General features: G+C 71.8%; 21 protein-coding genes. 13 read left to right on the forward strand and 8 right to left on the reverse strand.

The window, feature by feature from the left end; all coding sequences use genetic code 11:
- Window positions 1–45 precede the first annotated feature (45 nt).
- Window positions 46–1,587, reverse strand: a complete 1,542-nt coding sequence (locus tag IF00_RS0127895; RefSeq protein ID WP_030322715.1) for a S8 family peptidase — start codon at window positions 1,585–1,587, stop codon at window positions 46–48.
- 273 nt (window positions 1,588–1,860) lie between these two features.
- On the opposite strand from IF00_RS0127895, the gene IF00_RS0127900 reads away from it, so the two are divergent.
- The 3 genes from IF00_RS0127900 to moaA all read left to right on the forward strand — a co-directional run bounded on the left by IF00_RS0127900 (window position 1,861) and on the right by moaA (window position 5,028).
- Window positions 1,861–2,235, forward strand: coding sequence for a DUF485 domain-containing protein (locus IF00_RS0127900; protein ID WP_030322716.1), 375 nt, complete (start codon window positions 1,861–1,863; stop codon window positions 2,233–2,235).
- Window positions 2,232–3,872 (forward strand): solute symporter family protein, encoded by a 1,641-nt coding sequence (locus tag IF00_RS0127905; protein WP_030322718.1) that lies wholly within the window; start codon window positions 2,232–2,234, stop codon window positions 3,870–3,872. The genes IF00_RS0127900 and IF00_RS0127905 overlap by 4 nt, the downstream gene beginning before the upstream one ends.
- Before the next feature lie 166 nt (window positions 3,873–4,038).
- Window positions 4,039–5,028 (forward strand): GTP 3',8-cyclase MoaA, encoded by a 990-nt coding sequence (gene moaA, locus IF00_RS0127910; protein WP_030322720.1) that lies wholly within the window; start codon window positions 4,039–4,041, stop codon window positions 5,026–5,028.
- A 37-nt stretch (window positions 5,029–5,065) separates the two neighbouring features.
- Here the strand turns inward: moaA and IF00_RS0127915 are convergent, their stop codons facing one another.
- Both IF00_RS0127915 and IF00_RS0127920 read right to left on the reverse strand, forming a co-directional pair.
- Entirely contained in the window at window positions 5,066–5,281 is a 216-nt protein-coding gene (locus IF00_RS0127915; protein ID WP_030322721.1) for a hypothetical protein, read from the reverse strand.
- Between the two features lie 194 nt (window positions 5,282–5,475).
- Window positions 5,476–5,808: a DUF3099 domain-containing protein gene (locus IF00_RS0127920; RefSeq protein ID WP_030322723.1), complete on the reverse strand. Its 333-nt coding sequence runs from the start codon at window positions 5,806–5,808 to the stop codon at window positions 5,476–5,478.
- Window positions 5,809–5,976: 168 nt separating this feature from the next.
- On the opposite strand from IF00_RS0127920, the gene IF00_RS0127925 reads away from it, so the two are divergent.
- A complete protein-coding gene (locus IF00_RS0127925; protein ID WP_030322724.1) occupies window positions 5,977–6,252 on the forward strand; it encodes a GlsB/YeaQ/YmgE family stress response membrane protein in 276 nt (91 codons plus the stop codon).
- Window positions 6,253–6,381: 129 nt separating this feature from the next.
- Here IF00_RS0127925 and tyrS read toward each other — a convergent pair whose 3' ends face one another.
- Genes tyrS through IF00_RS0127940 form a run of 3 tightly spaced genes read right to left on the reverse strand, consistent with a single transcriptional unit; the run spans window position 6,382 to window position 10,615 of the window.
- Window positions 6,382–7,650, reverse strand: a complete 1,269-nt coding sequence (gene tyrS, locus IF00_RS0127930) for a tyrosine--tRNA ligase (RefSeq protein ID WP_030322726.1) — start codon at window positions 7,648–7,650, stop codon at window positions 6,382–6,384.
- Between the two features lie 53 nt (window positions 7,651–7,703).
- On the reverse strand, window positions 7,704–9,095 hold the full coding sequence (locus tag IF00_RS0127935; protein ID WP_030322727.1) for a metallopeptidase TldD-related protein: 1,392 nt from the start codon (window positions 9,093–9,095) through the stop codon (window positions 7,704–7,706).
- The gene (locus IF00_RS0127940) at window positions 9,092–10,615 is read right to left on the reverse strand and encodes a TldD/PmbA family protein (protein ID WP_030322729.1); all 1,524 of its coding nucleotides are present in this window, start codon (window positions 10,613–10,615) and stop codon (window positions 9,092–9,094) included. Before IF00_RS0127940 ends, IF00_RS0127935 begins: the two co-directional genes overlap by 4 nt.
- Before the next feature lie 222 nt (window positions 10,616–10,837).
- Here IF00_RS0127940 and IF00_RS47695 point away from each other — a divergent pair, with 222 nt between their 5' ends.
- From IF00_RS47695 to IF00_RS0127970, 5 genes are all read left to right on the forward strand, one after another.
- Window positions 10,838–16,924: a hypothetical protein gene (locus IF00_RS47695; protein WP_158710527.1), complete on the forward strand. Its 6,087-nt coding sequence runs from the start codon at window positions 10,838–10,840 to the stop codon at window positions 16,922–16,924.
- Between the two features lies 1 nt (window position 16,925).
- Window positions 16,926–18,509, forward strand: coding sequence for a hypothetical protein (locus tag IF00_RS0127955; RefSeq protein ID WP_030322732.1), 1,584 nt, complete (start codon window positions 16,926–16,928; stop codon window positions 18,507–18,509).
- 191 nt (window positions 18,510–18,700) lie between these two features.
- A complete protein-coding gene (gene fabG, locus IF00_RS0127960) occupies window positions 18,701–19,420 on the forward strand; it encodes a 3-oxoacyl-[acyl-carrier-protein] reductase (protein ID WP_030322734.1) in 720 nt (239 codons plus the stop codon).
- 2 nt (window positions 19,421–19,422) lie between these two features.
- Window positions 19,423–20,199 carry an enoyl-ACP reductase FabI gene (fabI, locus tag IF00_RS0127965; protein ID WP_030322735.1) on the forward strand — a complete coding sequence of 259 codons (777 nt, stop codon included), beginning with the start codon at window positions 19,423–19,425 and terminating at the stop codon, window positions 20,197–20,199.
- A gap of 163 nt (window positions 20,200–20,362) precedes the next feature.
- A complete protein-coding gene (locus IF00_RS0127970) occupies window positions 20,363–20,773 on the forward strand; it encodes a hypothetical protein (protein WP_030322737.1) in 411 nt (136 codons plus the stop codon).
- Here the strand turns inward: IF00_RS0127970 and IF00_RS0127975 are convergent.
- A complete protein-coding gene (locus tag IF00_RS0127975; protein WP_030322742.1) occupies window positions 20,718–21,431 on the reverse strand; it encodes a FadR/GntR family transcriptional regulator in 714 nt (237 codons plus the stop codon). The two genes, IF00_RS0127970 and IF00_RS0127975, sit on opposite strands and share 56 nt — an antisense overlap.
- An 81-nt stretch (window positions 21,432–21,512) precedes the next feature.
- On the opposite strand from IF00_RS0127975, the gene IF00_RS0127980 reads away from it, so the two are divergent.
- The 4 genes from IF00_RS0127980 to IF00_RS0127995 all read left to right on the forward strand — a co-directional run bounded on the left by IF00_RS0127980 (window position 21,513) and on the right by IF00_RS0127995 (window position 23,875).
- Window positions 21,513–22,826 (forward strand): CynX/NimT family MFS transporter, encoded by a 1,314-nt coding sequence (locus tag IF00_RS0127980; protein WP_030322743.1) that lies wholly within the window; start codon window positions 21,513–21,515, stop codon window positions 22,824–22,826.
- A 17-nt stretch (window positions 22,827–22,843) separates the two neighbouring features.
- Window positions 22,844–22,960, forward strand: coding sequence for an SGM_5486 family transporter-associated protein (locus IF00_RS47700; RefSeq protein WP_280922628.1), 117 nt, complete (start codon window positions 22,844–22,846; stop codon window positions 22,958–22,960).
- 157 nt (window positions 22,961–23,117) lie between these two features.
- Window positions 23,118–23,321 carry a hypothetical protein gene (locus IF00_RS0127990; RefSeq protein WP_030322744.1) on the forward strand — a complete coding sequence of 68 codons (204 nt, stop codon included), beginning with the start codon at window positions 23,118–23,120 and terminating at the stop codon, window positions 23,319–23,321.
- 35 nt (window positions 23,322–23,356) lie between these two features.
- Window positions 23,357–23,875, forward strand: a complete 519-nt coding sequence (locus IF00_RS0127995; protein WP_030322745.1) for a SixA phosphatase family protein — start codon at window positions 23,357–23,359, stop codon at window positions 23,873–23,875.
- Between the two features lie 138 nt (window positions 23,876–24,013).
- Here the strand turns inward: IF00_RS0127995 and serB are convergent, their stop codons facing one another.
- Window positions 24,014–25,231 carry a phosphoserine phosphatase SerB gene (gene serB, locus IF00_RS0128000; protein ID WP_030322747.1) on the reverse strand — a complete coding sequence of 406 codons (1,218 nt, stop codon included), beginning with the start codon at window positions 25,229–25,231 and terminating at the stop codon, window positions 24,014–24,016.
- Window positions 25,232–25,276: the final 45 nt, after the last annotated feature.

Raw genomic sequence — 25,276 nt, forward strand, 5'->3', positions numbered from 1 at the left:
CGCACCACACCAGGGCCCTCGCTCACTCACTCAGTCACGCATCGACTAGCGGCGGACAGCGTCCAGCGCGTCGACGATCCCGGCCCCGTAGAAGCCGTTCTTGTTCTTGCCACCCTCGCAGACGGCGTCGATCGTGCCGTCGCCCTCGATGTCGTACGGGTTGGTGCAGGCGTGCTCGTCGGCCTGCGCGTACAGCAGGGCCTTCAGCGCCGCCGGGCTCGCGTGGGGGTGCGTCGACTTGAGGAGCGCCAGGACACCCGCCGCGTGCGGCGACGCCATCGACGTGCCGCCCTTGTAGTTGTAGCCCCCGTTGACCGTGGTCGACAGGATGAGACCGTTCACCGCGGGGGCGTCGGGCGTCTGGTACTGGGTGCGGTCGCCGCCGGGGGCGGCGATGTCGATGACACCGAGACCGTAGTTGGAGTACGACGCCTTCAGGCCCTTGGCGCCGGTCGCGGAGACCGTGACGACACCCGGCAGCATGGCCGGGTAGTCGAGGCACTCCTTCGGGTCGATGACCCGGTCGCCGGGGGTGGTGTCGTTCGGGCTGCTGTTGTCGACGATCGAGTCGGCCGCCAGGTCGAACTTGGAGTTGCCGGCCGCCGCGACGTTGACCGTTCCCTTGCGCTCCGCGTAGCGGGTCGCGCGGGTGACCGCCTCGATGAGGGCCTTCTGGTCCTCGTCGTTCTTGCAGGCGAACATCCACGGGTCGGTGTAGTAGCTGTTGTTCGTGATGTCGACGCCGTGCTCGGCCGCCCACACGAAGCCGCAGACCACGGCCTCCGTGTAGAAGAAGCCGTCCGGGGTGGACACCTTGATGCCGGAGACCTTCACGCCCGGGGCGACACCGGTGATGCCGATGCCGTTCTTGGCGGCGGCGATCGTACCGGCGACGTGGGTGCCGTGGTCGCTCTCGCCCGGGTTCGGACGCCACGAACCGGCGGTGGTGTCCGGCTTGCCGGAGACACAGTTCGCGGAGGCCTTGGCGTCGAAGTTCGGCGCCAGGTCCGGGTGGGTGTCGTCGACACCGGTGTCGATGACACCGACGGTCACCCGCTTGCTGCCGAGCGTCTTCCGGTGGGCCTTGTCGGCCTTGATCGCCGGGAGGTCCCACTGCAGGGGCTCAAGGGCGTCCTGCTCGTCCGTCGCACGGGCGGCGGCGGCCTTGGCCTCGGCCTCGGACAGCGCCTGCGTGCCGCCACCGACGGAGTTGTCGGTCTGCACGGAGAGCGGGGCGGTACGGGTCGAACCGGCCGACACCACACCGCGGGCCTTGCGGATCGTCTTCGCGAACTCGGGGTTCTGCGAGTGGACGACTATGACGCCTATCTGGTCGTACGCGACGACCACCTCGCCGCCGGCGGCGGCGATCGCCTTCTTCACCGAGGCGGCGGTCCAGCGGCCCCCCGCGACGTTCACGACGTACGACAGCTTCGGCCCGTTCGTCGCCACGGTGGCAGTCGCCGGTGCGTCGCTCAGTTCCGCGGCGGAGGCAGCGCCGGAGGGAAGGAAGCCGAGCGAGGCCGTGAGCGCGAGACCAACAGGCAGAGCGAGAGCTCGGCCGCGCCTCGATCCCAGATGAGCCATGGGTTCTCCACATCATCCGTATGTACTGCCCGCGCGCGGGTTTACGCGCAGGCAGGTGCATGACGAGTGAAGCTATCGCTGATCTTCCATGCCCTTCAATGAGTTGAGAAGACTTCATGAAGATCTGACCGAAGAAATCCCTCGTGTGAACCACTTCCCGGTCCGCTCCGTGCCGTTGGTCAGGGGAGGTGCTCCACCCGGAGCCCCGGATCCCGCACCCCTGGTGAGGCCCCCTTGACCATGCCGTCCGTCCCCGCGTCACGAGGAGATTCCGTGGCTACCGAAGCACCGCCGCCGCCCAGAAACGGGACGGAGGCCGCATCCGCTCCCGTAACGCCCACGACGGAACAGTTCGTCGAGGTGCAGGAGGGCGCGGAGTTCGGCGAACTGCGCCGTACGTACCGCTCCTTCGCCTTCCCGCTCACCCTGGCCTTCATCGCCTGGTACCTGCTGTACGTGCTGCTCTCCAACTACGCGGGCGGCTTCATGGGGACCAAGGTCTTCGGCAACATCAACGTGGCCCTCGTCCTCGGCCTCGGTCAGTTCGCCACCACCTTCCTCATCGCCTGGCTCTACTCGCGGCACGCGGCGAACCGGCTCGACCCCCAGTCCGACGCCATCAGAAAGCGCATGGAGGGCGACGCATGAGCACCCCCGTCCTGCTCGCGGCGGGCAACGCCACCAGCGAGCACCGACCGCTGATCATCGCCCTCTTCGGCGCGTTCGTCATCGCGACCCTGATCATCACCGTCTGGGCCGGCCGTCAGACCCGCAGCGCGGCCGACTTCTACGCCGGCGGCGGCCAGTTCACCGGCTTCCAGAACGGCCTCGCGATCTCCGGCGACTACATGTCCGCCGCGTCCTTCCTCGGCATCAGCGGCGCCATCGCCCTCTACGGCTACGACGGCTTCCTGTACTCGATCGGCTTCCTGGTCGCCTGGCTCGTCGCGCTGCTCCTGGTCGCCGAACCGCTGCGCAACTCCGGCCGGTTCACGATGGGCGACGTCCTCGCCTACCGGATGCGCCAGCGGCCCGTCCGTACCGCCGCGGGCACCTCCACCATCGTCGTCTCGATCTTCTACCTGCTCGCGCAGATGGCGGGCGCGGGCGTGCTCGTCTCGCTGCTGCTCGGCATCACCAGCGACGGGGGCAAGATCGCGATCGTCGCCCTCGTCGGCGTCCTGATGATCGTCTACGTGACGATCGGCGGCATGAAGGGCACCACCTGGGTGCAGATGGTGAAGGCCGTCCTGCTCATCGCGGGCACCCTCCTCATCACCTTCCTCATCCTGCTGAAGTTCGACTTCAACCTCTCCCAGCTGCTCGGCGCCGCCGCCACCAACAGCGGCAAGGGCGACGCCTTCCTGGAGCCCGGCCTCAAGTACGGCGTCAGCACCCTCTCGAAGCTGGACTTCCTCTCCCTCGGCATCGCCCTCGTCCTCGGCACCGCCGGTCTGCCGCACATCCTGATCCGCTTCTACACGGTGCCGACCGCCAAGGCCGCCCGTAAGTCGGTCAACTGGGCCATCGGCATCATCGGCGGGTTCTACCTGATGACGATCGTCCTCGGCTTCGGCGCCGCGGCCCTGCTCAGCGGCGACACCATCAAGGCGTCCAACAAGGCCGGCAACACGGCGGCCCCGCTCACCGCCCTGGAGGTCGGCGGCGGCGCCGACTCCACCGGCGGCGCGATCCTCCTCGCCGTCATCTCCGCCGTCGCCTTCGCCACCATCCTCGCCGTGGTCGCCGGTCTGACCCTGGCCTCGTCCTCGTCCTTCGCGCACGACATCTACGCCAACGTGATCAAGCGAGGGAAGGCAACCGAGAAGGAGGAGATGCGGGCCGCCCGCTGGTCCACCGTCCTCATCGGCATCGTCTCGATCGCGCTCGGCGCACTCGCCCGCGACCTCAACGTCGCAGGCCTGGTCGCCCTCGCCTTCGCCGTCGCCGCCTCGGCCAACCTGCCGACGATCCTCTACTCGCTGTTCTGGAAGAGGTTCACCACCCGGGGCGCGCTCTGGTCGATCTACGGCGGACTGATCTCCTCCGTCGTCCTCGTCCTCTTCTCCCCGGTCGTCTCCGGCGGCCCGGCCTCGATGTTCAAGGGCGTGGACTTCCACTGGTTCCCGCTGGAGAACCCCGGCCTCGTCTCGATCCCGCTGGGCTTCCTCCTCGGCTGGCTCGGCTCCCTCCTCTCCAAGGAGGAGCCGGACGCCGGCAAGTACGCGGAGCTGGAGGTCAAGTCCCTCACCGGTGTCGGCGTCGCCGCCGCGGTCAAGCACTGACCGGAGCGCAGTCGACCGTATACGGTCCGCGATCCCCGGACGGCCGCGTCGTAGAGTTCTACGACGCGGCCGCTTCGGTCCTCGTGACAATCTGCCCTGCTCGTGGGCCGTGCGCTCACGTAGGCTCGAATCACACGCAACCACAACGACGGGGAGGGGGCCCACAGTGCTCATCGACACCTATGGCCGGGTGGCCACCGACCTGCGCGTTTCGCTCACCGACCGCTGCAATCTCCGCTGCACGTACTGCATGCCGGAAGAGGGCCTCCAGTGGCTCGCGAAGCCGGATCTGCTCACCGACGACGAGATCGTCCGGCTGATCCGCATCGCCGTCACCGACCTCGCCGTCACCGAGGTCCGCTTCACGGGCGGCGAGCCCCTGCTCCGCCCCGGTCTCGTCGGCATCGTCGAGCGCTGCGCGGCCCTGGAGCCGCGCCCGCGGATGTCCCTCACCACCAACGGCATCGGGCTGAAGCGCACCGCCGCCGCCCTGAAGGCCGCCGGTCTCGACCGGGTCAACGTCTCCCTGGACACCCTGCGCCCCGAGGTCTTCAAGACCCTCACCCGGCGCGACCGTCACCAGGACGTCCTCGACGGCATGGCCGCCGCCCGCGACGCCGGACTCACCCCGGTCAAGGTCAACGCGGTCCTCATGCCCGGGCTCAACGCCGACGAGGCCCCCGACCTGCTCGCCTGGGCGGTCGAGGAGGGGTACGAGCTCCGCTTCATCGAGCAGATGCCGCTGGACGCCCAGCACGGCTGGAAGCGCGACGGCATGATCACCGCAGGGGACATCCTGGAGTCCCTGCGCACCCGCTTCACCCTGACGCCGGAGGGCGCGGACGAGCGGGGCTCGGCACCCGCCGAACGCTGGGTCGTGGACGGCGGACCGCACACGGTCGGCGTCATCGCCTCCGTCACCCGGCCGTTCTGCCGGGCTTGCGACCGCACCCGGCTCACCGCCGACGGCCAGGTGCGGACCTGTCTGTTCGCCACCGAGGAGACCGACCTGCGGGCCACGCTCCGCTCGGACGCCTCCGACGCGAAGGTCGCGGACCTCTGGCGGAAGGCGATGTGGGGGAAGAAGGCCGGCTCCGGCCTCGACGACCCGGAGTTCCTCCAGCCCGACCGTCCGATGTCGGCGATCGGCGGCTGAGCGGGCAAGGCCTTCGGGCCGGGGGCCGTCTGTCGGGTCAGGCCTCGGGCGACTCCCAGTCGGCCAGTGGCATGACGTCCTTGAGGAAGCCCCGTACACCCAGGAACTGGGACAAATGCTCCCGGTGCTCCTCGCACGCGAGCCAGGTCTTGCGACGCTCGGGGGTGTGCAGCTTGGGGTTGTTCCACGCGAGCACCCAGACGGCGTCGGCGCGGCAGCCCTTGGCGGAACAGATCGGCTTCTCTTCGCTCACCTGATCATTGTCCAGCAAGGGCGATGCCGAGCAGCCACGGGGGGAGCTGCCCGGCATCGGTCCGTCGCTCCGACGGGGGATGCGGAGCGCGTAGGCAGTATGTCACGGCACCCAGGGTGTGGTGCACCGGAACTTCACGATCGATCTGAGCTTTTCTTGAGCTTTCCGGCCACTGTCCGTGATCGATTCCGGCCTTACGGTCGCTCCGTGTCCCCGTTCGCGGAGGACTCCGCGACACCGAGCGCGGGCCGCGTCGGAGCCGGGACGAAGGTGGAGGGAAGGGACGGAGCCGTCTCGCGACCCGCGTTCGCGATGACCACCGCGATATAGGGGAGCAGGATGCCCAGGGCCAGCGCCACGATCGCCACGTGCCGCTCGACGTTCCACAGCACCGCGGCCGCGATCACCGACAGGGTCCTGACCGTCATCGAGATGACGTAGCGCCGCTGCCGCCCCCGGACGTCGTCCGCGAGCCCCTGTCGGGCCCCCGTGATCCGGAAGACCTCGCCCCCGTCACGCTTCGGCATCGCCGTCCACCACCTCCGGTCGCGCCGGACTCTCCCCGGTCCGGACCTCCTTCCACGGTACGCCCGCCCTTCGGTGCCGACGAGACCGGGGCACGTATGGCGCTGTCCGACATGCGCCGTATGGCGGATGAGCCGAGACTGGGCGCACATGCGTACAAGGAGGCGACGATGAGTTGGTTGTGGGCGATCATCGTGGGATTCGTCCTGGGCCTGATCGCGAAGGCGATCCTCCCCGGGAAGCAGCAGATCCCGCTCTGGCTGACCACCGTGTTCGGCATTCTCGGCAGCGTCCTCGGCAACGCCGTCGCAACCTGGATCGGTGTCAACGACACCAAGGGCATCGACTGGACCCGCCACCTGCTCCAGCTGCTCGGCGCCATCGCCGTGGTCGGGGTGGGCGACATGCTCTGGGCCTCGATCAAGGGCAACCGACAGCGGGCCTAGGGGGGCGTCTGGCCGATCAGGCCGGATCGGCAGGACACTCCCTGACGCCGCGACGAGAACCGGGAGGCCCGGTACGGCACCTGAAGTGCCGCACCGGGCCTCCCGGCATGTCCGCGCGATGCTACGGGATCACGCGCCGGCGAACTCGATCGCCGCCAGGTTCTTCTTCCCGCGCCGCAGCACCAGCCAGCGGCCGTGCAGCAGCTCGTCCGCGGACACCTCGGCGTCCTCGGCGGTGACCTTCACGTTGTTCACGTACGCCCCGCCCTCCTTCACCGTGCGGCGCGCCCCCGACTTGCTCGGGGCGAGACCGACCTCGGTGAACAGGTCGACGACCTGACCCAGCTCCGTCACCCGCGCGTGCGGCAGCTCGGACAGGGCGGCGGCCAGCGTCGCCTCGTCCAGCTCCGCCAGGTCGCCCTGGCCGAACAGCGCCTTGGAGGCGTTGATGACGGCCGCGCACTGGTCCGCGCCGTGCACCAGAGCGGTCAGCTCCTCGGCCAGCGCGCGCTGCGCGGCGCGGGCCTGCGGACGCTCGGCGGTCTGCTGCTCCAGCTCCTCCAGCTCCGCGCGGGACCTGAAGGACAGGATCCGCATGTACGTCGAGATGTCCCGGTCGTCCACGTTCAGCCAGAACTGGTAGAACGCGTACGGCGTGGTCATCTCCGGGTCGAGCCAGACGGCGCCGCTCTCGGTCTTGCCGAACTTGGTGCCGTCCGCCTTGACCATCAGCGGGGTCGCGAGCGCGTGCGCCTCGACACCCGGCTCCAGGCGGTGGATCAGGTCGAGGCCGGCCACCAGGTTGCCCCACTGGTCGGATCCGCCCTGCTGGAGCGTGCAGCCGTAGCGGCGGTACAGCTCCAGGAAGTCCATGGCCTGCAGCAGCTGGTAGCTGAACTCGGTGTAGCTGATGCCCTGCTCGGACTCCAGGCGCCGGGCGACGGAGTCCTTGGTCAGCATCTTGTTGACCCGGAAGTGCTTGCCGATGTCCCGCAGGAACTCGATCGCCGACATGCCGGCGGTCCAGTCCAGGTTGTTCACCATGACCGCGGCGTTCTCCCCCTCGAAGGAGAGGAACGGCTCGATCTGCGTCCGCAGCCGGTTCACCCAGTTCGCGACCGTCTCGGGGTCGTTCAGAGTGCGCTCGGCCGTCGGCCGCGGGTCACCGATCTGCCCGGTGGCCCCGCCGACCAGCGCCAGCGGCCGGTGCCCGGCCTGCTGGAGCCGGCGGACGGTGAGGACCTGGACCAGGTGGCCGACGTGGAGACTGGCCGCGGTCGGGTCGAAACCGCAATAGAAGGTGACGGGACCGTCCGCGAGAGCCTTGCGCAGTGCGTCCTCATCGGTGGACTGGGCGAAGAGCCCACGCCACTTCAGCTCGTCGACGATGTCGGTCACGTCGTCCGTCTCCTTGTGATGCCGGTGGGAATGGTCGTCTCAGTCTAGGTGGGTCAGACCCCCTTGCTGACCGAGCTCATGTTGAAGTCGGGGATCCGCAGGGCGGGCATCGCGGCCCGGGTGAACCAGTCGCTCCACTCGCGCGGCAGCGTCTTCTCCGTCCGGCCCGCCTCGGAGGCCCGCGACAGCAGGTCCACCGGCGACTCGTTGAACCGGAAGTTGTTCACCTCGCCGACCACCTCGCCGTTCTCGACGAGGTAGACGCCGTCCCGGGTCAGTCCGGTGAGCAGCAGCGTCGCCGGGTCGACCTCGCGGATGTACCAGAGGCAGGTGAGGAGCAGACCGCGCTCCGTCGAGGCGACCATCTCCTCCAGGGAGCGCTCGCCGCCGCCGTCCAGGATCAGGTTCCCCGCTCCGGGAGCCACCGGCAGGCGAGTGAGTTCCGCCGTGTGCCGGGTGGTGATCAGACGCTCCAGCTTCCCGTCGCGCACCCAGTCCGTCGGGGCGATCGGCAGGCCGTTGTCGAAGACGGAGGAGTCGTCGCCCGAGGAGTGCGCGATGACGAACGGCGCGGACTCCAGACCCGGTTCGTTCGGGTCGCTGCGCAGCGTCAGCGGCAGCGGGGACAGGGTCTCGCCGAGCCGGGTGCCGCCACCGGGCTTGGAGAAGACCGTACGGCCCTCGACCGCGTCCCGGGCAGTGGAGGACCACAGCTGGTAGATCAGCAGGTCGGCCACGGCCGTCGGCGGCAGCAGCGTCTCGTACCGCCCGGCGGGCAGCTCGATCCGGCGCTCCGCCCAGCCGAGGCGGGTCGCGAGCTCGGCGTCGAGCGCGGCCGGGTCGACGTCCTTGAAGTCCCGCGTCGAGCGGCCGGCCCAGGCGGAGCGTGAGCGGTCGGGGGACTTGGCGTTCAGCTCCAGGGTGCCGTTGGGCTGGTCGTGGCGGAGCCGCAGGCCCGTGGACGTCCCCAGATAGGTGGAGGTCAGCTCGTGGTTGGCGAAGCCGTAGAGCTCGCGGCCGCCGGCCCGGGCGCGGGCGAAGGCCTCCCCGAGCGCCGGCGCGAAGTCGGCGAACACGGCGGAGGAGGTCTCCGCGGGCGCGTCCGTGAAGTCGGGCGACGCGGAGACGTCCGTCACCAGCGGCTGGGCGTCCTCGGCGGGCCCGGCGGCACGCGCGGCGGCCTCGGCGGCCCGCACCAGGGGCTCCAGGTCGTCGACGGTCACGGCGGACCGGGACACGACACCGGACGCGGTGCCCTGCGCGCCGTCCACGGTCGCGATCACGGTGAGCGTTCGGCCGCGGGTGACACCGTTGGTGGTGAGCGCGTTGCCTGCCCAGCGCAGATTGGCCGAGGACTCCTCGTCGGCGATGACGACACATCCGTCGGCACGGGACAGCTCCAGGGCCCGCTCGACGATCTCGTACGGCTTGCTGACGCGGCTCATCGCCCGGCCTCCTGCGTCGTGTTCAGAATGTTGACGCCCCGGAAGAGGGCGGAGGGGCAGCCGTGGGAGACCGCGGCGACCTGGCCCGGCTGGGCCTTGCCGCAGTTGAAGGCGCCACCGAGCACGTACGTCTGCGGGCCTCCGACCTGCTCCATCGAGCCCCAGAAGTCGGTGGTCGTCGCCTGGTAGGCCACGTCCCGCAGCTGACCGGCGAGCCGCCCGTTCTCGATGCGGAAGAAGCGCTGCCCGGTGAACTGGAAGTTGTAGCGCTGCATGTCGATCGACCAGGACCGGTCGCCGACCACGTAGATGCCGCGCTCCACACCCCCGATCAGGTCCTCGGTCGACAGACCGCCCGGGTCCGGCTGGAGCGAGACGTTCGCCATCCGCTGCACCGGCACGTGCGCGGGGGAGTCGGCGAAGGCGCAGCCGTTCGACCGGCCGAGGCCGGTCAGCTTCGCGATCCGCCGGTCCAGCTGGTAGCCGACGAGGGTGCCGTCCTTGACCAGGTCCCAGCTCTGCGCCTCGACGCCCTCGTCGTCGAAGCCCACGGTCGCGAGACCGTGCTCGGCGGTCCGGTCTCCCGTCACGTTCATGATCGAGGAGCCGTACGCCAGCTTGCCCAGCTGGTCGAAGGTCGCGAACGAGGTGCCCGCGTACGCCGCCTCGTAGCCCAGCGCCCGGTCCAGCTCGGTGGCGTGCCCGATCGACTCGTGGATCGTCAGCCAGAGGTTCGACGGGTCGACGACCAGGTCGTACCGGCCCGCCTCGACGCTCGGCGCCCGCATCTTCTCGGCGAGCAGGGCCGGAATCTCGTCCAGCTCCTTGTCCCAGTCCCAGCCGGTGCCCGTCAGGTACTCCCAGCCCCGTCCGACCGGCGGCGCGATCGTCCGCATCGAGTCGAACTCGCCGGTCGTCCCGTCGACGGCGACCGCCGTGAGCTGCGGGTGCAGGCGGACCCGCTGCTGGGTGGTCACGGTGCCGGCGGTGTCCGCGTAGAACTTGTTCTCGTGGACGGTGAGCAGCGAGGCGTCCACGTGCGCCACGCCCTCCGCCCCCAGCAGCCGGGAACTCCAGTCGGCGAGCAGTGCGCTCTTCTCCTCGCCGGGGATGGAGAACGGGTCGATCTCGTACGAGGAGACCCAGGTGCGCTCCTCGTGGACCGGCTCCGCCGCGAGCTCGACCCGCTCGTCGGAGCCGGCCGCCGCGATCACCTTGGCGGACAGCTTCGCCATGGCGACCGCCTGCGAGGCGACCTTCGCGGCCCCGTCCATGGTCAGGTCGACCCCGGACGCGAAGCCCCAGGCCCCGCCGTGCACCACCCGCACCGCGTAGCCGAGGTCCGTGGTGTCCGAGGAACCGGACGGTTTGGCGTCGCGCAGCCGCCACGAGGCGCTGCGCACCCGCTCCAGGCGGAAGTCCGCGTGCTCGGCACCGAGCGCGCGCGCTCGGGCGAGCGCCGCGTCGGCGAGCGCCCGCAGGGGCAGCGCGACGAACGAAGGGTCGATCTGGTGGACCACGAGCGGCCTCGCTCTCGGTGATCGGAAGGCTGTGGTGGAGCAGTGGTGGAGCTGTCGTTGATCTGCCACGGAAGTCAATCACGGGACGGCCCGCCGAGTCGGCGCATTGTGGTGCGACCGTCGCCGCGCCTGCCCCAACAGGCCGTCGTTCACCCCGTATTGGGGAATCGGAATAGGGCATTGGCATAGCTCCCGTGTTGATGGGATGAGATGATCGACGCCATGCACGGGTGGGTGAACGGAGTCCGGTCCTGGCTGTCGTCGCTGGACGAGGAGGCACTCAGATCCCTGCTGACCTGGCATCGGTGCTTACGGGGCGACCGACACGCCCACACGTCGGACCGGCCGCCGCGGCCCGCACCCCCCTCACGGCGGGAACTGCACGCGGTACGGGTGCGCCTCGCCAAGGCCCAGCAGGGCCAGCTGACGAGCATCGCCTCCTGCGGGCTCGTCTGGGCGGTGAAGGCGCTCCACACGGAGTACGGGTTCTCGCACCGCGCCCTCGCGGAACCCACCCTCGACGAACTCCTCGCCATGCTCAGGGTGCTCGACCCGCCGCTCGCCCGCTGCGCCCTCTACGGGATGCTCCTGCCCGGCACGAGCCGGCTGCCGGTGGGACCTCTGGCCCGGGAGCACGGGGCGGCGTTACAGGCCGCCGCGGACAGCAGCCCGCCGCCCGGCGCGCACGAGATCGGCGCGCGCTTCGAGGCCCTGGAGGCGGCGGCCGCACCGGAGGACCCCGAGGCCGGTTCCGCGGTCACGGAGGCCCCCGCGGAGGCCCCGGACGGCCCGTGGGCCCCTGATGACCTCCCCCGGAGTGGCGCCCTGTCCGACTCCGTCCTTCCGACGACGACACCCGACCGTGAGGATGCCGCTTCCGTGCCCGTTCCCGGCCCCGAACCCCTGGTCGACCTTTCCGCGTCGCTCGCCCGGCTGAGGCAGGACGGCGAACGGCTGGCCGCCGTCCTGCGCGCCGCCGCGGACGCCGTCGAGGCAGGGCCGCTGCCCGCGGACGCACCCGGCGACGCGATCGCCGCCTGGACCGGGGACCGCGAGCGGCTCGCCGAAGCGCTCGCCGCCGAGGGAGTCGACTGGGGGCCGGACCTCGGATACTCCGACGCCGGGGCCGGGTTGACCCGTCTGCGGGAGGCCCGCGCCGAACAGGCCGACGCTCTGCGCCGCAAGGCGGTCCGCTACACCGAACTCCTGGAGTGGGCCGACGACGAGGAGGAGGCCGCCGACCTCCGCCGTCACCTGGAACGCATCGAGGCGCAGCTGCGCGACCTCGGCGCCCCGGCGGGGGAGGAGCCCGCCGCCGGCCCCGAGGAGCCCGCCGCGCCCGGCGGCCAGGGCACCGGCCCGGTGGAGGAGGCCCCGGTCGGACGGACCGAGCACGGCACCGGGGACGCGACCGCGATGACCGGCGGTGGCCGGGTCCGGGCGGGCGCCTCCGCGATCGAGGCGGTGCGCCGGGCGGTCGAGCCCCCGCCGCCGACTCCGCTGCTCACCCCGGCCCCGTCGACCGCGCACCCGACGGCACCGGTCCAGGCCGCCCCGCCCACCCAGCCGCCCGCGCCCGCGCGGGCCTCCTCCCCGGCGCAGGCCTCCGTGCCCGCCGAGCAGACGGCGCCCGCCCCGGCCGCCGTGCCCGCCCAGCAGACGGCGCCCGCCCCGATCCAGGAGCCCGCGCCCGCCACCGAGCGGGACACGGTTCCCACGCCCGTCGCCGTTCCCACGCCCGCCGAGCCCGCCCCCGTTCCTGTCGCCGAGCCCACCCCCGTACCGGCCTCGTCCTCGCCTCAGGCCCCCGCGCAGGCCCGACCGTCCCAGCCGCAGGCCCCCGTCGAGGACGAGCCCTGGCCCCCGGGGGTGGCCGCGCCCGACTGGGACCCGTACGCGCCCTGGGACACCGGCAGCGAGCCGCCCGTCGGACGGCTGCTGCGGGACGGGCGGCTCGCCGAGGCGTACTGGATGACCGTGGCCTCCCGGGAGAGCGACGTCCGGGCGCGGACGCTCGCCTTCGCCGCCGCCGCGTTCGGCTGCGTCTCGGACAGCGAGGCCACCCCCGTGCAGATGGCCCACGAGCTCGACCCCGCGCTCGCCGCGCAGGACCGTGAGGCGCATCTCGTGGCCCTCGCGGCAGCCCTGCGCACCGGGCTCACCGCTCGCTGGCCGCACGGCCTGATCAGCGGTTTCGTGATGCCGTCCGGGCTCACCGGCCCCTGGCAGCAGCTGCTCACCGTGCTCGTCGCCGCCGTCCGGGACGGCCGTGCCTTCGAGCCCGGCATGCTCCAGGGCAGCGCCGAAGGCCTGGAGGCCGCCACCCGCGAGGAGATCGGTCTGACCGCCCGGCAGCTGCTCGACGACCTGCCGCGCCGCAAGATGAAGTACCAGCGGGCGTCGCAGGTGCTCCAGTACCTCGTCGGCCCCTCGGGCCCGGTGCGGCAGGCTCTGAACGAGGTCGTCGAGTGGTCCGCCCAGAGCCCCGCGCAGTACACCGGCACGCCCGGCTTCCGCGCCCTGGGCGAGGAGTTGTGGCGGGCGGAGGACATCGACCGGCTCATCGAGGACACGGACGCCCTGTTCCGTACGTCGAAGCAGGCCAAGGAACCGATCACCGCCGGGGCGCTCCGGCAGCTGCACACCGCCTGCCGGTCCGTCGGCGAGCTCCTCATGCGCGCCGAGGCCGCCCACGCCGCCGCCCGGCCGCACCAGGGGGTGAGCGAGCGCGGCATCCCCGAGCTGGCCTCCGTCCTGCGGCACCTGGCCGAGGAACCCGCCCCGTCCGGTACCGGAGGCGCGGCCCTCGGGCTGCTGCGCGCCTGGCTGACCGGCGAGCAGGTGCGCTCCGCCGACGCGGCCGCCGACCGGCTCCGCGAGAACGGCGGACCCGTCCCGCCCGCCGGCGCCCTCCTCCGCCTGCCCGACCTGCCCAGGGACGCGCTGGGCGACCCGGACCTCGCCGACCCCAGGGCGGCCCGCCGGATCGCCGCCCTTCTGACCCCCGCCGACGCCGAGTACGCGCTCGCCCGCTACCTCGACGACGGTGATCTGCACCTCGCCAAGGCGCTGATCGCCGCGGTCGAGAACGAGCCGGAGGAGTACGGGTGCACCGACCCCGAGTGGGGTGAGACGGCGGCCCGGCGGCTCGCCCAGGGCCACGAGGACTGGCGGCGCGCGGTCGCCGAGCACCACCGCGCGGCGGCCGGACTGCTCGCCCAGATGCGGACCCTCAACCAGCTCGCCGCCGACGAGGAGCGGGAGTTCGTGGGCCGGCTCCAGGAGTTCGCCGACGGCGAGGAGGCGGGCCGCTACCGCTTCGCCGTCGACGCGCTCCGCACCCTGGAGGCGGAGCTCGTCACCCTCGTCGAGACCTACACCCGGCAGCTCCGCGAGAACCTCGCCCAGCTGCGCTCCCGCCCCGACCGGCCGCTCTCCGCCGCCGACCACGACCGCATCGCCCGCCTCATCGACGAGGGGGACACGGTGACGGCCCAGGAGTTCCTGGCCCTCGCGACGAGTCACAAACCACTGCCGGAGCGCCCCGCCGACGACGGCTCGGAGCTCGCCGCCTTCCTCACCGGTGTCACCGCGCCCGACGCGCCGAAGGGCGGCGGCGAGGGCATCGACGCCGACTGGTGGGCGAAGCACTACGGGGACCCGGACGCCTCGCTCACCCCGGCGGCCGGCAACGGCCTGGAGTCCTGGGCGGCCCTCTGCACCTCGCAGGGCAGGCGCGGTGAATGGCAGCAGCACATCCCCCGGGTGCTGCGGCTGCTCGGCCTCGAACTCTCCACCCACCAGGTCACCGCCGAGCGGGTCGCCCTCGGCCAGGGCATGCGCCGCTTCAAGGTGCGCGCCCGCGTCGCCGAACGCGCCGGCTACGTCGCCGCGCTCGGCTCCCGGGCCTCCTCGTACACCGTCCTGCTCATCTGGGAGGAGCAGCCGGCCGACGGCCCGCTGGCCCACCTGGAGGACGCCGACGTCGGCGCCAACATCGTGCTCTACCTGCATCCGCTCGGCATGGAGGGACGGCGCGGACTCGCCGAGTCCGCCCGCTCCTTCGCCCAGCAGGCACTGGTCGTCGACTCCGCGGTGATGGGCTGGATGGCGGCACGCGCCCCCGGCTCCTTCCGCTCGCTCCAGCGCGTGACCCTGCCGTGGGCCGCGTACAACCCGTACACGCCCTTCGTCGCCGGCCTCGTCCCGCCCGAGGTGTTCTACGGCCGTGACGAGGAGATGCGCGAGGTGATGGGCCGCGAGGGCGGCATGTTCCTCTACGGAGGCCGCCAGCTCGGCAAGTCCGCGCTGCTGCGCCGGGTCGCGGAGATCTTCCCGAGCCGCGCCGACGCCCATGTCGCCGTCTACCTCGACCTCCTGAAGGCGGAGATCGGCCACGCCGAGGCCCCCGACCGGATCTGGAGCAGGCTGGTCGAGGACCTCAAGCGCAAGGGCGTCTTCGGCAACAAGATGTCGGAGCAGGCCAATCCCGACGTCGTCGTCCGCAACATCCAGTCCTGGCTCGACGAGGACGACACCCGCCGGATCCTGGTCCTCGCCGACGAGGCCGACGCCTTCCTCAACACCGACTCGCGGCGCGCCTACCGCGTCGGCAGCGAGTCGACGTTCCCCAACGTCATGCACTTCCAGCGGCTGATGGAGCAGACCGAACGCCGCTTCAAGATCGTCTTCGCGGGTCTGCACCAGGTCCAGCGCTTCGGACACCTCTCCAACGTCTCCACCGTGCACGGTGGTCCCGACGTCCTGGTCGGCCCGCTCGGCACCCAGGCGGCCGTCCGGCTCGTCACCGAACCCATGGCCGCGCTCGGCTACTTCTTCGAACGCCCCGAGCTGGTCTGGCGGATCCTCGCCATCACCAACTACCAGGCCAACCTGGTGCAGATCTTCTGCCGCGAACTCGTCCGCGTCCTCCACGACCGCCCCTACTCCTGGTCGGGGAACCCGGTCCGGATCACCGAGGACGACGTCCAGAAGGTCGCCGCCTCGGAGACCGTGCGCCGCCAGATCGCCGAACGGCTCCGCTTCACCATCAACCTGGAGGACCGCTACCGGGTCCTCGCCCTCGTCATCGCCCTGTGCAGCCTCAAGGACAACTACCGCGGCGACTACTCCGCGAGCGAGCTGCTCCAGGAGGCCCGGGAGGCCTGGCCCGAGGGATTCGAGATGCTCAGCGCCAAGCAGGCGCAGATCTTCCTCACCGAGATGGTCGGCCTCGGCCTGCTCATCCAGCTCGGCGACCGCTCCCGCTTCGCCGTCCGCAGCCCCAACGTCGTCAACATGCTCGGCACCCGCGAGGAGCTCGAACTCGAACTCCGCGAGACCGAGTTCGGCCTGCCGTACGACTACAACCCGCACGCCGCCCGGCGCATCCTCGGCCGCGACGCCCGCCACGTCCAGACCTACAGCCCGCTGACCGAGGAGCAGCTCCACGAGACCGCCCAGTCCGGCGTCAGCCTCATCGGCGCCACGGCGCTCCACCGGCCCGAACTGGTCCGGCGCGCGGTCACCGCGTTCGCCGAGAACCGCGGCGTCGACGTCGTCCCGTACGCCCACGGGGACGATCTCGCGGCCCTCCTCAAGAGCCGTCGCCGCAAGGCCCATGTGATCATCGCCGACCTGCGCGGCGCCGCCGTCGACGAACTCCGCGAGACCGTACGCTCCCTCCTCGTCCACGCCGGACCCGCCGCCGACCGCCTCGTCCGGCAGACCGAGCGGCGCAGCGGCGGCAACGAGAACCGCTCCGTCGTGGTCGTCGCCGGCCCGGCCGCGCTCGCCGAACTCGCCGCCGACGACGGGCACGAGGAGCTGTCCGTGCGATGGCTGCGGCCCGAGCGGTGGACCGCGGACGCCCTGCGCGCCTGGTCGGAATGCCCCTTCGTCTCCCGCGAGGACCGCGACCGGCTGGTCGCCGCGACCGGCGGCTGGCCCCGCTGGATGGAGGCCGCCGTCACGGACGTCTCCGTGCACGGCGCGACCCTGGACAACGCCGTCGAGCGGATCCGCGCCCTCATCGCCGGCCCCCGCAACATCGAGGAGCACCTGCGCCTCTCCGGACTCGACGCACGCGACCTGGACCTCCTCGCGGCCTGGACGGGCTACGTGGGGGAGGGCCAGGGCGTGCCGCGCGACGACGTCGGGGCGGCCGTCGAGCTCTCCGACGCGGACACCGACGCCTGGCTGCAGCACCTGGGCCGGCTCGGCGTCCTCGACGAGACGCCCGAGGGCTTCGCGGTCGAACCGGTCACGTACCGCGCGGTGCGGTCCCGGGCGGCCGCAGGGGAGAAGTGAGGTGACGCGTACGGAGCCGCGCACGGGCGTCCGGCCGGTGCCTCCCGGCGACCTGCCGGGCGTACGGGCCCAGCTGCGCGGGGTCGCCTCCGACCTCGCCGCCGGGCGCAACTGCCTCTGGCTGGTCACCGACGCCATGGTGGAGTCGGGGCTGGCGGACGAGCTGTACCGGGGTGCGCTGTTCGGCAGTCCGGTACGCGTCGACGTACCGGCCCCGGCGTTCCCCCGCGCGCGCGAGCCGGAACCGGAGCGCGAGGCGGAGAAGGGCGACGACCGGTGGACGGACGGCGACGAGCTGCCGTACCTCGACCTGCCCGACGACGGCTTCGACCTCGACCTCGGCTGGTCGCTGGAGGGCCGCCCGCCCCTCGTACCGGCACCCCGCACGGAACCCGCGGGCCCCCGGCGCGACCCGTACGGCCTCCTCGCCCGCCTCGCCGGTGAACTCGGCGTCGACGCCGACTCGGCCGTCGCGACCCTGGTCGCCCCGGGCCGAGACCGCCGCCCGGTCGTCGGCGTCCGGGGCTGGACCGAACCGGACGACCACGACAGCGGTACGGGGCAGGGCGCAGGGGGAGGAGCCGGAGCGGGCACGCGCGCGCGTGGCGGAGCCGTCGAGCGGCTGTTCCGCCTGCTCGCCGCCGCGGTCAAGGACGCCGGACTCCCGCCGGGCGAGCGCCCTCGCCTCCTGGTCGTCGCCCGCCTCCGCGACCTGCCGGAACCGCTCCCGGACGAGCTCCGCCGCGGCCTCGGCGACACCGCCGTGCACTGGTGGTGGGGCGCCCTCGGCAGGCTCGACACCGCCACCGCCGTCGCGCCGATCCTCGACCACGGCCCGGACACCTCCGGCCGCGACCGCGATCCGCTCGCCGAGCGGATCCGCCGCGCGGTGCGGTCCGAGACCGTGGTCGAGATCTGCGGCCCCGACCTGGAGCTCGCGCGGCTGCTCGCCCTGGAGTGGGACGGCGCGCAGCACACCCTCGGCACCGCTCTCGGCCGTTGTCTCGCGACGACGCCCGGCCCCGCCCCGTCCGACTGCCCGCCACTGCGGCGGATCGGCGCCCTGCTGAGGCCGGGCGCCGAGCTCCGCCAGGCGTGGGCGGTCGGCGCCGTCGTCTCCTGGGAAGGCAGGCTCCGCGCCCACGTCGGTGTCTGGCACCCGGCGGCCCCGGCGGACGGACCGGTGCCGTCGCCCGACGGTGACGTACGGGCCCGGCTGACCGCGCTCGTCTCCCAGGCGCAGCAGCGGGTCCTGGCGCCGTGGATAGAGGAGGCCCGGCAACGCCTCGCCGTCCGGGCGCTCGGGCATCTCAACCGCCCGGCGGCCACCCTCGTCGCCGACTACGCGGACCGTCCTCCCGCCTATCTGGCGGGGGATCCGGAACGCGCGTTCCTGGAGCTCCAGGTGGGTGAGCTGCTCCGCGCCCATGTCAGCGGGGCGCTCGCGCTGCCGCCGCGCGACGCCGGTCTGCTGCGGCTCCTGGTCACCACCCGGAACGTGCTCTCGCACCGGTCCGTGCTGTACGACCGGACACTCGACGAGCTGTGCGTCGAACTCTCCCAGGCGGATCTCCGGGCCTCCTAGCCCCACGGAGAGCCCCGTCGGGGACGGGCCCGCGGCCCGGTCCGGTACCGCTCCGGGCCGGCTCCGCACGCTTCCGAGCTGTAGGGACCCGACAGTGACACCCGAGCGCCACTGTCGGAGGTCGATTCCTCATGTCGGGGGCGATACCGATAGGTTTTCGGCTACCAGACCGCTATCGAAAGGGTGATCCGTTGAGCCGCTCGGTTCTCGTCACCGGAGGAAACCGGGGCATCGGCCTCGCCATCGCCCGCGCGTTCGCCGAGTCCGGCGACAAGGTCGCGATCACGTACCGCTCCGGCGAGCCGCCGGCGGCCCTCACCGAACTCGGCTGCCTGGCCGTCAAGTGCGACATCACCGACGGCGAGCAGGTGGAGCAGGCGTACAAGGAGATCGAGGAGAAGCACGGTCCGGTGGAGGTCCTCGTGGCCAACGCCGGCGTGACGAAGGACCAGCTCCTCATGCGCATGTCCGAGGAGGACTTCACCTCCGTCGTCGACACCAACCTCACCGGCACCTTCCGGGTCGTCAAGCGCTCCAACCGCGGAATGCTGCGCGCCAAGAAGGGCCGCGTCGTCCTGATCTCCTCGGTCGTCGGCCTGCTGGGCTCCGCGGGCCAGGCCAACTACGCCGCCTCCAAGGCCGGCCTGGTGGGCTTCGCCCGTTCTCTCGCGCGCGAGCTGGGCTCCCGCAACATCACCTTCAATGTCGTCGCCCCTGGTTTCGTCGACACCGACATGACCGCGGTGCTCACCGACGAGCAGCGCGCGGGCATCGTGTCCCAGGTGCCGCTGGGCCGCTACGCCCAGCCGGAGGAGATCGCCGCCGCGGTGAAGTTCCTCGCCTCCGACGACGCCTCGTACATCACTGGAGCCGTCATCCCGGTTGACGGCGGATTGGGCATGGGTCACTGACCATGAGCGGAATTCTCGAGGGCAAGCGCATCCTCATCACCGGTGTGCTGATGGAGTCCTCCATCGCCTTCCACGCCGCGAAGCTGGCCCAGGAGCAGGGTGCGGAGATCATCCTCACCGCCTGGCCGCGTCCGACGCTGACCGAGCGCATCGCCAAGAAGCTGCCCCACCCCGACAAGGTCAAGGTCCTGGAGCTCGACGTCTCGAACGACGAGCACCTCGCCCGCCTGGAGGGCCAGGTCCGTGAGCACCTGGGCGACCGTCTCGACGGCATCGTCCACTCCATCGGCTTCGCGCCGCAGGACGCGCTCGGCGGCAACTTCCTCAACACCCCGTTCGAGTCCGTGGCCACCGCCATGCACGTCTCCGCCTTCTCCCTGAAGTCGCTGACGATGGCGCTGCTGCCGCTGATGAGCGAGGGCGGTTCGGTCGTCGGCCTCACCTTCGACGCGAAGTTCGCCTGGCCGCAGTACGACTGGATGGGCCCGGCCAAGGCCGCCCTGGAGGCCACCAGCCGCTACATGGCGCGTGACCTGGGCAAGCAGAACATCCGCTGCAACCTGATCTCGGCGGGCCCGCTCGGTTCGATGGCCGCGAAGTCGATCCCGGGCTTCGGCGAGCTGGCGTCCGTGTGGGACAGCCGTTCTCCGCTGGAGTGGGAGCTCTCGGACCCGGAGCCGGCCGGCCGCGGCATCGTCGCGCTGCTCTCGGACTGGTTCCCGAAGACCACGGGCGAGATCATCCACGTGGACGGCGGCCTGCACGCCATCGGCGCATAACCGCCGCTCGTCAGAGCGTCAGGGCCGTGTGCCCGCCCCGGAGGGGGCGGGCACACGGCCCTTGCCGTTCCGCAACTCCTGCCCGACTCGAAAAGTCGCGCGAATCACCCCAGACTGGGGCAGAGCGTGATGCTTCTGCTGCTGACGGGGAGGAGGTGCGGGCATGCGCGCGATACGTCACGGGCTCGGCGCGTTCGTCTCCGTCGCCGTACTGCTCACCGGGATCGCCGTCGCCGCCGAGGTACGGGCCGCGCCCGCCCCGGCCGAGGAACTCCCCGTCACCGCCCCGGCGGCGGAGGAACCGGAGAACTTCGGCGCCTCCTGCCGCACCGTCGTCCAGGGCTCGACCGTCACCGCCCACTGCCAGAACCCGTACCCCCGCACCGACCGGATCCGGCTCCATGTCGAGTGCGAGCGCTGGTGGGACGTCGACTCCGACAGTGCCCCCGTGGAGGTCGGGCCCGCCGATTACGGCACGATCACCGGCCGCTGCTGGAAGGAGGTCCGGTCCGCCTGGATCACTCACCAGCCGGCCGACCAGGCTCCCGATCCGACTCCGGTGCGGGGCTCCTGAGGCACATGTAGGGGTATCCGGCGGCTTCCGCGCCGGCCCGCTCGGCGTCGCCGTCCCGGATCGCGTCCACCAGGCGCGCGTGGTCCATCCAGTTCTCCGGCCGCAGCACCTGCCCGACGTCGTCGCGCAGCCACTCCCGCAGCAGGTCGCCCAGGTCCGCGTAGAGCTCGGTGAGCACCTCGTTGCCCGAGGCGGCGACGACCGCGTGGTGGAAGGTCGCGTCGGCGGTCACGAACCGCTCCGCGTCACCGGACTGCCATGCCTCCTCCCGTCGTACGAGCAGGGCGTCGAGCTGCTTCAGGTCCCGCTCGCCGCGCCGGGCGGCCGCGAGCCGCGCCGCGGCGGACTCCAGGGTCGAGCGCAGCTCGGCGACGTGCCGGGGGTCGGAGCCGGCGAAGCGGCGGTGCATGACGCCCGCCAGCTCGCTGGTGGCGATGACGTACGTCCCGGAGCCCTGGCGGATGTCGAGGAGCCCGTTGTGCGCGAGCGCCCGTACCGCCTCGCGCACGGTGTTGCGGGCCACTCCCAGCTGCTCGACCAGCTCGGGTTCGGTCGGGATGCGTGAACCCACCGGCCACTCGCCGGAGGTGATCTGGTTCCGCAGCTCGGCGATCACCTGATCGGAGAGGCCTGCGCGCCGGGGGTGGCCGAGGGCCATGGAGCACCTTCCCATTCGTTCGAGTCGCCCAAGTCGTTCGAGATTGGACAACCAATCATCCCATGATTCTATGATGGCCTCATGCCTGACGAGCCGAAGACCCTCGACCCCGCCGCACGACCGGCCACGATCACCGCTCCGGCGGCCGCCACGGCCCCGCCCGGAGCCGCCGTCGCCGGCGATTCTCCCGCAAAGGTGCGCGCGCAGCGCTGGACCCTCGGCCTCGTCACCGTCGGACTCGTCCTGGCCGCGCTGAACCTGCGCCCTGCCATCACCAGCCTCGGCGCACTCCTCGAAGAGGTCAGCGCGGACCTCCACATGAGCGGCACCGTCGCCGGCGTCCTCACCTCCGTCCCCCCACTCTGCTTCGCCGTCTTCGGCATCACGGCCCCGCGCCTCGCCCGCCGCTTCGGCCCCGCCGCCGTCGTCTGCGCGGGCATGGCCGCCATCTTCACCGGCCTGATCCTGCGCCCCTTCGCCGGCGGCACCGTCGGCTTCCTCGCCGCCAGCGCCCTCGCCCTCATGGGCATCGCCGTCAGCAACGTCCTGATGCCGGTCATCGTCAAGCGGTACTTCCCCGACCGCATCGGCAGCATGACCGGCCTCTACTCCATGGCCCTCGCCCTGGGCACCTCCGTCGCCGCGGCCGCGACCGTCCCCATGACCGCCGCCCTCGGCGGCGACTGGCGCCTCGGCATCGGCGTCTGGGCGGCCATCGCCGCACTCGCCGTGCTGCCCTGGATCCCGCTCGTCCGCGACCGGGACCGCGCAGCCCCGAAGACCAGGACCACCGCCACCGCGACGGAGACCGTCGCCCCGCGCATCACCCGCAGCCGCACCGCCTGGGCCCTCGGCTGCTACTTCGGACTCCAGGCCACCGGCGCCTACATCACCATGGGCTGGATGCCGCAGATCTTCCGCGACGCCGGCGTCCCCGCCTCCACCGCGGGCGTGCTCCTCGCCGTCACCATGGTCATGGGCGTCCCGCTCGCCTTCGTGATCCCCCGGCTCGCCACCCGGATGAAGAACCAGGGCCCGATCGTCGTCGCCCTCGGCCTCTGCGGCCTCGCCGGCTACACCGGCCTCTTCCTCGCCCCCGCCGCCGGAGCCTGGATCTGGGCGCTGCTCCTCGGCGTCTCCAACTGCTCCTTCCCGCTCGCCCTCACGATGATCGGCATGCGCTCGCGCACCGGCGCCGGAGTCGTCCGGCTCTCCGCCTTCGCCCAGAGCGTCGGCTACCTCATCTCCATCCCCGGCCCCCTCCTCGTCGGCGTGCTCTACCAGCACAGCGGCGGCTGGGGACTGCCGATCGCCCTGATGGGCGGGCTCATGGTGCCGCAGATGATCGTCGGAACCCTGGCGGGCAGGGACCGGACGGTCGAGGACGAATCCTGAGATGCGAGACTGTCGCCATGCCAGTTCTCGAACCCAATCCCCCGAACGGCCAGAAGAAGCTGCTCCTCGTGTTCGGCGCGATGATCGGCATCACGGTCGTCATCGGCTTCATCGCCTCGTTCGCCTCCCCGTGACGCCCGCCCACCACACCCCGTGGTGGGGGTAACCCCCGCATCCCCTAGGGGGCGGGACTCAGGGTGAAGTGGGTGGATCACCGGATGGGCCGAAGGGCCCGCGATCCCTAGGTTGGAGACACCAGGGAAATCGGAGCTCGCACCCACGGAGGCGGTCATGTCGGCCCACACGTCCACCCGCGTCCGGCCCGAGGCGACCGGTGTCGACACCCGGCTGCCCTGGTGGGCCCTCGCCCTCCCGGCGGTCGCGTTCGTCGCCCTTCTGATGCTGATGACCGGGCCCGGTGAGGCCCCTGCGGCGGTCGGCGGCCCGGGGGCCGGAGGGTTCCTGGAGCGGATCCAGCAAACGCTCTCTCTCTGAGTCGGCGCGAGCCGATTCGTGCGAAGCTGAGGACCATGAGCGTCGACACACCCCGCAGGATCGTGCTGCTCCGACACGCGAAGGCGGACTGGAACCAGGAGTCCGACCACGAGCGCCCCCTCGCCGAGCGAGGCCGCGCGGACGCCCCCGTCGCAGGCCGCCGGCTCGCCGAGACCGGCATCGCCTTCGACCTCGCCCTCTGCTCCACCGCCACCAGGACCCGCGAGACCTGGAAGCTGGCCGTGCATGCCCTCCCCGAGCGCCCGAAGACCGTGTACGAGGACCGGCTCTACGAGGCCTCGCTCGGCGAGCTCATCGCCCTGCTCAACGAGACCTCGGAGGATGTGTCCGACCTCCTGGTCATCGGCCACAACCCCGGGATGCACGCCCTCGCCGACGCCCTCGCGGGCGAGTCCGAGGGCGACGCACTGCCCCGGATGAACCGCAGCGGCTTCCCGACCTCCGCCTTCGCCGTTCTCACCTTCAACGGCTCGTGGAAGTCCCTGGAACACGGCGCCGGACGCCTCGTCGACTTCTGGACTCCGCACGCCTGACCGGCACGCCCCACCCGTACGCCTCAGCGGAATGCGTACGCCTCAGCCGCATGCCCCGGCCCAAGCCGAAGCCGTACGGGAAAGGGCCCGGCCGTCACTCTACGGCCGGGCCCTCCCACGTTCGGGTTCACCTGCGGGTCAGTGCAGCAGGTCTTCCTCGCCGCCGTCCGCGGCCTCGACCTCTTCGCGCGTGATCCCCAGCAGGTACAGCACGGTGTCCAGGAACGGCACGTTCACCGCCGTGTGCGCGGCCTCGCGCACCACCGGCTTCGCGTTGAACGCCACGCCGAGACCGGCCGCGTTCAGCATGTCCAGGTCGTTCGCCCCGTCGCCGATCGCCACGGTCTGCGCCAGCGGCACACCCGCCTCCGCCGCGAACCGGCGCAGCAGCCGCGCCTTGCCCGCCCGGTCCACGATCTCGCCGGTCACCCGTCCGGTCAGTTTGCCGTCCACGATCTCCAGGGTGTTGGCCGAGGCGAAGTCGAGCCCGAGCCGCTCCTTCAGATCGTCCGTGACCTGGGTGAACCCGCCCGAGACGACACCCACCTGGTAGCCGAGGCGCTTGAGCGTACGGATCAGGGTCCGGGCACCGGGTGTCATCCGCACCTCGGCGCGGACCTTGTCGACCACCGAGGCGTCGAGCCCGGCGAGCAGCTCCACGCGCGCGTGCAGCGACTGCTCGAAGTCCAGCTCTCCGCGCATCGCCGCCGCCGTCACCTCGGCGACCTTGTCCTCGCACCCGGCGTGCGCCGCGAAGAGCTCGATCACCTCGTCCTGGATCAGCGTCGAGTCGACGTCCATGACGACGAGCCGCTGGGCCCGCCGGTGCAGCCCGGCGGAGACCACGGCCACATCGACCCCGATGGTGTGGGCCTGGGTGGCGAGGGAGGTCCGCAGCGGCTCGGTCTCACAGCCCGAGACGGCGAACTCGACGGCCGTGACCGGGTACTTCGCCAGCCGGAAGATACGGTCGATATTGCCGCCGGCCTCCGCGATCCTGGCCGCTATGGCCGCCGTCTGCTCCGCCGTCAGCGGGTTGCCCAGCACGGTGACGTGCGAGCGACCCTCACCCCGGGGACGGTTGTCGCCCGTACCCGAGATGATCTCGGCCTGGAGTTTCAGCGACTCGGCCCAGCTGTGCACGGTCGCGCGGAGCTCGCCCTGCGAGGCGACGGTCGGCTCGGTGACGAGCGCGCACAGGACGAGGCGGCCGCGGGAGACGACCTGCTCGATGTCCACGACGTCGACGGAGTAGGCGGCGAGGGTGTCGAAGAGTCCCGCGGTGATCCCGGGACGGTCCTTCCCGAAGATCTTGACGAGAAGGGTGGGAACGTCTGAGGTCTGCGATGCGCTCATGGTGCTTCCACCGTATCGGGCACCGCGTGCCACCCGACCCCCCGT

Source organism: Streptomyces flavochromogenes (assembly GCF_000717595.1).
Taxonomy (GTDB): Bacteria; Actinomycetota; Actinomycetes; order Streptomycetales; family Streptomycetaceae; genus Streptomyces; species Streptomyces flavochromogenes.

Excerpts from the sequence above, each read along its gene's own strand:
- IF00_RS0127895 (WP_030322715.1), bottom strand. The coding sequence starts at position 1,587 with ATGGCTCATCTGGGATCGAGGCGCGGCCGAGCTCTCGCTCTGCCTGTT.
- IF00_RS0127905 (WP_030322718.1), top strand. The coding sequence starts at position 2,232 with ATGAGCACCCCCGTCCTGCTCGCGGCGGGCAACGCCACCAGCGAGCAC.
- IF00_RS0127920 (WP_030322723.1), bottom strand. The coding sequence starts at position 5,808 with ATGCCGAAGCGTGACGGGGGCGAGGTCTTCCGGATCACGGGGGCCCGA.
- IF00_RS0127925 (WP_030322724.1), top strand. The coding sequence starts at position 5,977 with ATGAGTTGGTTGTGGGCGATCATCGTGGGATTCGTCCTGGGCCTGATC.
- IF00_RS0127935 (WP_030322727.1), bottom strand. The coding sequence starts at position 9,095 with ATGAGCCGCGTCAGCAAGCCGTACGAGATCGTCGAGCGGGCCCTGGAG.
- IF00_RS47695 (WP_158710527.1), top strand. The coding sequence starts at position 10,838 with ATGCACGGGTGGGTGAACGGAGTCCGGTCCTGGCTGTCGTCGCTGGAC.
- fabI (WP_030322735.1), top strand. The coding sequence starts at position 19,423 with ATGAGCGGAATTCTCGAGGGCAAGCGCATCCTCATCACCGGTGTGCTG.
- IF00_RS0127970 (WP_030322737.1), top strand. The coding sequence starts at position 20,363 with ATGCGCGCGATACGTCACGGGCTCGGCGCGTTCGTCTCCGTCGCCGTA.
- IF00_RS0127975 (WP_030322742.1), bottom strand. The coding sequence starts at position 21,431 with ATGGCCCTCGGCCACCCCCGGCGCGCAGGCCTCTCCGATCAGGTGATC.
- IF00_RS0127980 (WP_030322743.1), top strand. The coding sequence starts at position 21,513 with ATGCCTGACGAGCCGAAGACCCTCGACCCCGCCGCACGACCGGCCACG.
- IF00_RS47700 (WP_280922628.1), top strand. The coding sequence starts at position 22,844 with ATGCCAGTTCTCGAACCCAATCCCCCGAACGGCCAGAAGAAGCTGCTC.
- IF00_RS0127990 (WP_030322744.1), top strand. The coding sequence starts at position 23,118 with ATGTCGGCCCACACGTCCACCCGCGTCCGGCCCGAGGCGACCGGTGTC.
- IF00_RS0127995 (WP_030322745.1), top strand. The coding sequence starts at position 23,357 with ATGAGCGTCGACACACCCCGCAGGATCGTGCTGCTCCGACACGCGAAG.
- serB (WP_030322747.1), bottom strand. The coding sequence starts at position 25,231 with ATGAGCGCATCGCAGACCTCAGACGTTCCCACCCTTCTCGTCAAGATC.